The sequence below is a fragment of the Geomonas sp. genome (genome assembly GCF_035254065.1).
Lineage (GTDB): Bacteria > Desulfobacterota > Desulfuromonadia > Geobacterales > Geobacteraceae > Geomonas.
In genome coordinates this window covers 1-5,607 of record NZ_DATFBA010000059.1, presented here as the reverse complement: position 1 = coordinate 5,607, position 5,607 = coordinate 1, and the positions used below count along the sequence as shown (strand labels likewise).

The 5,607-nt window shown below is 62.0% G+C and carries 3 protein-coding genes and 2 pseudogenes; all 5 read right to left on the bottom strand.

What is annotated here, in order from left to right:
- Positions 1-933 (bottom strand): annotated as a pseudogene (locus tag VJ604_RS03155) (hypothetical protein); the annotation flags it as partial.
- 125 nt (positions 934-1,058) lie between these two features.
- On the bottom strand, positions 1,059-1,523 hold the full coding sequence (locus VJ604_RS03150; protein WP_324079930.1) for a DUF2062 domain-containing protein: 465 nt from the start codon (positions 1,521-1,523) through the stop codon (positions 1,059-1,061).
- 112 nt (positions 1,524-1,635) lie between these two features.
- Positions 1,636-3,363, bottom strand: coding sequence for a methyl-accepting chemotaxis protein (locus VJ604_RS03145; RefSeq protein WP_324079929.1), 1,728 nt, complete (start codon positions 3,361-3,363; stop codon positions 1,636-1,638).
- A gap of 288 nt (positions 3,364-3,651) precedes the next feature.
- A complete protein-coding gene (locus tag VJ604_RS03140; RefSeq protein ID WP_324079928.1) occupies positions 3,652-4,809 on the bottom strand; it encodes a radical SAM/SPASM domain-containing protein in 1,158 nt (385 codons plus the stop codon).
- Between the two features lie 219 nt (positions 4,810-5,028).
- A pseudogene (locus tag VJ604_RS03135) lies at positions 5,029-5,451 on the bottom strand (substrate-binding domain-containing protein); the annotation flags it as partial.
- Between the last annotated feature and the right edge of the window lie 156 nt (positions 5,452-5,607).

Here is a 5,607-nt window from a genome sequence, read left to right as displayed (position 1 = left end):
GTAGCGGTACTTCTCCTCGCCGCGGTCCCAGCCTGAGAGGCAGGGGCTCATGAACAGCTCACGGTAGAAGGCGTCGGCGATGTGGTCGTTGAGCTCCTTCTGGCGATGGGGAGGATGCGGGGCAAAGTGGACCAGCGCCCGCTGTCCGCTCTCCCACAGGCCGAACTTCTCGTTGGCGTACTGGGCCAATAGCTGCGTGAACAGGAAGCGCTTGGAGGTCTCCCGGGCGATGCCGCGTCCCATGCCCCCTTCCCGGGTCAGTGGCACCACGTGGAAGGAGAAGGTCTCCGGCGAGGTGTTGTCGTTCAGGTAATGCCCCATGAACCGCTTGCCGGCGGCCTCCAGTCGCGCGGGAAGCCGCTGGGAGCCGACCAGGTCGGCCAGGGAGAGTTTCAGGAGGTAGCTGACCGGCAGCCGCAGGAGCTCATCGCCTCCCTCCCCCTTCAGAAGGAACCTCGCCGCGTCGCTCCTCCGGCCGGCGGCCGGATTGCTCTTGTCTGTCTGCAGGTCGCTTTCAAAGACCTGGTCGGCGAAAGCGGAAAGCCGGTGGCGGGGAAACCTGACCCAGCTGTTCTCCCAGACGTTTTCCCGGTTGCCTCCCAGGTACCGTTCCAGGAAGGCCAGACGTCCCTTGCGGATGTCGCCGGAGGCCGCCCGCTTGGCGATGTTGGCGAAGTAGTCGGACTGCTCGATCACCAGCGGCAGGTCCACCTCATCCCGGTCGCCCAGCACCACGGCCTGCAGCTCGGTCTCGGTGCCGGCGGTGGTATCACCCGGCGCGAAGGGAAGCCTCTCCAGCAAGGAGAGGCCGGCCCGCTCCGGTTCCAGGAGCCGTTGCATGATGTTTTGGAGATAGTTGGGGTGCAGCTCGGTAATGGAAGCGTTTTGGATCAGCTGAGGGGGAGGGAGAGGACTTCCCAGTTGACGCGACAATGCCAACCTCCTCTTTCACGTTAATGCCGTCTACTGACACGGTATTTACGCGCAATGTATGGAGATTGGGTGACTGTCTGGTGAATCCTCGGTTAATTACTGCAGAACCGGCGGGGAAAGCGGACTCAGGCGGCGTGATCGAGATCGGGGACGCTCCGCCTGCGCCTGAACAGCGAGACGAGCAGCGGATAGAGAAGCAGGGCCAGGGGAGGAACGGTGACCAGCCAGGCGCCGACCGCCTTGAGGGTGGCCCAGCCAAGCAGAGAGATGGCGGAGGTGAGGTGACCATGCAGGGCGACCTGCAGCATCTCCGCGGAGATGGACGGCCCCCAGGGAAGGTATTTGGCGCCCAGCTTGAAAAAGGGGAAGAACAGCGCGATCTGCAGCGGGTAGACCAGGTAGTTGACCGCCTGCATGGCTGCCTGGTTAAGCCCGAAGCGAGCCGCCAGCGCGACGCATATAACGGTGGTGCCCCACATAAGCGGCAGGGTCCCCACCGCGGTCCCCAGGCAGACGGTAAGGGCGAGCTGCTCGGGGGCGAGCCCCTGCTGTAAAACTGCCAGCGCCGTTTTTCTGATCCTGCCGAACATCACTCTACCTCCACCATAAATCAAGGACGCCGATAGTACTCTAGTACCGTCCCAATGTGGAGGAAATGTGACAGGGAGGTAACCATTTTCATCGGGGCAAGCGGCACCTTCTTCAACGAGAGGGGACCGCCCCCTCCTGCTCCAAGGTGTAGCTGATCCGGAAGGCGCCCCAATGCCTTCCTTCGAGATAAACCGGCGCCGAGATATCCCAGATCTTTTCCCCCGTGTCGCGGTAGTAGATCTGGACCAGCACGTCCCCCTCGTTATAGCGGGCGGCAGCCAGGCCGACAGCATCGTTGAACAGCCGCTTGGTGCGGTTCCATTTCCTGTCGCGGTCGGGATCGCCGGTAAGGGGCTGTGAGTACCGGCTGTTGTGGGTGGGGACGTAGCCGTTACGGTCGGCCAAAATGGCGTAGACCACCTTGTCATCGCAGGCCAGGAAATCATCGAGGTAAACCTGGACCTCTTCATCCAGTGCCTGGTCGTAGCAGGTATGGAATTTCTGTGGCGAGGTACCTGGAATCGGGAGGTAGTTTTCGTCGAAGAAATCGTTCACGCTGAAGCGTTGGGCGGCTATCAGGTCACCCAGCACCTTCTCCATCAGGCGGGCGCCGGCTTTCGCCTGTTCCTTGCCGTTTGCCTGCAGTTCCGACTCGATCAACTCGGTCAGCCGGACGGTCAGTTCGACCACCTCGCTGATCGCCTGCTCGGTCTCACGGGCCCCCTGTGCGACATGCTGGGCCACGTCGCGCACCTCGTTCATGCTCTCGGCCATCTGTTCGCAGGCCGAGGTCTGCTGCTGGGTGGAGAAGGCGATCTCCTTGGCGGAGCGGGCGGTCTCCTCCACCATGGAGATGATGTCCACGAAGGAGTTCTTCACGCTGTCCACCAGGGCGACCGCCTCATCCACCCCCTTGGTCCCCTCCTCGGTGACCATGATGGTGGAATTGGTGGCCTGCTGGATCTCCTCGATCAGGGCTTTTATCTGGCGGGTCGCCTCGGCGGTCCGCTCGGCCAGCCGCCGTACCTCCCGGGCAACCACGCTGAACCGCTTGCCGGACTCGCCGGCGCCGGCCGCCTCGATGGCGGCGTTCAGGGAAAGGAGGTTGGTACGGTCACTGATCTCGTCGATGATCTCGACGATACCGCCGATCTTCTGGCTGTTTTCCCCCAACTGCAGCATGCTCTGCGCGATGCTCTGCACCTGGGTCCTGAGCCTCTCCATCCCTGCCGTGGCGTTATGCACGTCTCCCGAGCCGACCACGCAGAGCGAGGCAGTCTGTTCGGCCGATGATTCCACCCTCTTGGCATTATGGGTGATCTGCTTGGCGGTAGCCGCGATCTCCGCCGAGGTGACGGTGATCTGCTGGACCGCTGCCGCCTGCTCGGTGGCGCCGCTCGACTGCTGGGTGCTGATCGCCGTGATGTGGCTGGTGGAGCCGGAGAGCTGCCCGATGGCCTCCCTGATGGATGCGAAGAGCCGGTTCCCTTTCTCCACCTCCCCCTTCAGGCTCTCCACGATGCCACTGGTCATCCTCTTCATGGCCTGGGCAAGGGTGCCGAGGTCGCCGCGCCAGCCATCGGCGTTCAGTTCCTCCGGATGCCCGTCGGCAATGCGGGTGGCGGCGGCAGTCAGCGTGGAGAGTGGCCGCAAGGTGGACCAGACGATAAAGGCCACCACCACGGAAACGATGACGATGACGAACAAAGCCATGCCGAACAACTTGCCCTGGGCTTCTCCGTTACCCGGCAACAGTCCTGCCGCGAAGGCCGAGATGGCAACGACAGCGGTGGTCACGGCCAAAAAGCAAAGTGCAATGAGCCTGGTGGAAATGTTCACGGCAAGACTCCGAACAGCGCGAGGCGCAGTGAGATGACTAAAGCTGTCACGGCAGCGGGGAGCCACAACTCCCGCCGGCCCCTAAACGGCACCGGCGGGAGCTCTCCTGGCTGGCGTAGCGCCAATATAGAAACATTGGTTTAGAATTACAAGGAAGTTCTACCTGCGGTGATAAAAACCTGAACAAACGAGGAGGGATCCACCGTACTGCGCAGCAGCTTCTTTACGGTATTGCTCGCCACTCCAAAACGCCGTCACAACTTAATGCTGAAGGTGACCCCGCCACCGTCAGCTGTTGCAAACCTCCACAGTGTGGAGATTTTCCCAACTCTGCGAACCGCAGACCGCCCTTCGCAACTCACAGCGGTCGTCAGTCGCCATGGGGTCGCCGAAGGTCATCCAGGCGCGGCCGAGACAACCGCCCGCACAGGTAAGCCGCTCGGAGCACTCCCTGCACTTGGCGTTTTCCTCTGCCCGGCGGTTGCTAGCCTCACGCAAGGCGCTCCAGATGGCCACCCCCTCGAGAAAGGCCTCGGCCAGTGATTTGTCGGTAAGACCGGTGACAGAATAGGGATCGGCGTGGCAGAGGACGCAGGGGTACAGCCTGCCATCGGAGGTTATGTAGGGATTCTCCACAAAGGTACACCCTTCGCCGCGCGGACTGTCACAGCATCTCCATTCCAAGGCAGCCATGGTCCCCAGCTTGTCGTACAGCCGCCTGAACTCCGGGTCGGCATAGAAGGTCTCCAGCAGGCGCAGGTACTGGTCGGGCTCCGGCGGCACCACCAGCTGCTCGGCGGCGCGGCCGCAGGCAACCAGGGTGCCGGTCGCCACCGAGCCGATGCCGAGCTTCTCGGCCAGCCTCAAAACTGCCGGAATTTCATGGATGTTGTGGCGCATCTCCGAGAAGAAAAATGAGACGTGCGGACCGAGCCCGGCGCGAACCAGCCGGTCAACTGCCGCCATCAGCTCCTTGTAGGAGCCGGCACCCCTGACCAGGTCGTGAGCCGCCGGCGTCGCACCGTCGAGGCTGATCTGGATGATGAAGCCGGGGAAAGCCAGCTCCCGCAGGGCAGCTATCTTATCATCGTCCAACAGCATGCCGTTGGTCTGCAGGATGACGGTCGGGAAACCGGCGGCCACGGAGAGCCGCAAGAGGTCGAGCCAGGCGGGATGGCAGAGAGGTTCTCCTCCGGTCAGCCGCACCCCTTCGCCTCCTAACTCGGCGAATTCCCATATCATAGCGGCGGCTTTGTCGCGCGGGAAGTGGCGGGAGGAGCAGTTGTCCTCGGCATCGACCCAGCAGTGGGAGCAGCTGAGATTGCACGCCTTGGTAAGCGCCAGCGTCAGCGTCTTCGGCGCGCGCAGCCCGGACTGCTGCAACGTCTTCCGCAGCCGCATCCCCTTCAACTGCACCGCCCCATCCTTTTCCGAGTACCTGTTCATCCTGCTTACCCCTTCTTGCACGTACAACACCGCGCCTGCTAACGGTGATATTTAAGCACGCACCATGCCAGAACGAGGATTTAAAGCAGGAGCGGCACACACAAAAAAAGGGATGAGCCGCATTGGCTCATCCCCCTTTTGGGTAATGCATTTCTTACCGCTAGCGACGGTGTTTTGTTCGCCTGACGGCACACCCTCCAGAATGGACGATGGTTAGCACTATTTGTTCGGATGTGCCGCCCGCCACTGGTTGGAGTTGGGGAAGAACAAGGAGGTACCGTACCTATCCTTGCCGAACTCGGCGATGATCTGCTGTCCCTTGTCCGGCGCGGTCAACCAGTTCACGAAGGTCAAGGTATCGACGGTGTTGACGGTGGGGAACCGCTTGGGGTTGATGGGGATGACCGACATGTAGTTGATCAGCTCCTCGTCCTTTTCCACCAGCACCACCAGCTTGATGGAGTCCTTGAGGGTCAGATAGGTGGCGCGGTCCATGAAGGTATAGGCGCCGCGCTGATCGGTGTACTTGAGGGTGGGACCGTTGCCGGTATTCCCCTTCTCATAGACCACGTACCAGGAGCCTTCCGGCTTCACCCCGGCCTTGCTCCACAGTTCCATCTCGGCGACGTGGGTCCCCGATTTATCGCCGCGGCTCTTTAGTGATCACGCATGAACCTCGAAAAGAACCGCCCATCATCCGCCTACACCATCTCACCCCTCGCCCTCCGGGAGAGGGGCGGGGGTGAGGGATGCCCCGCCTCCGCAGAGAATTCCCCTACCGAAGGGGCGACCTATGCC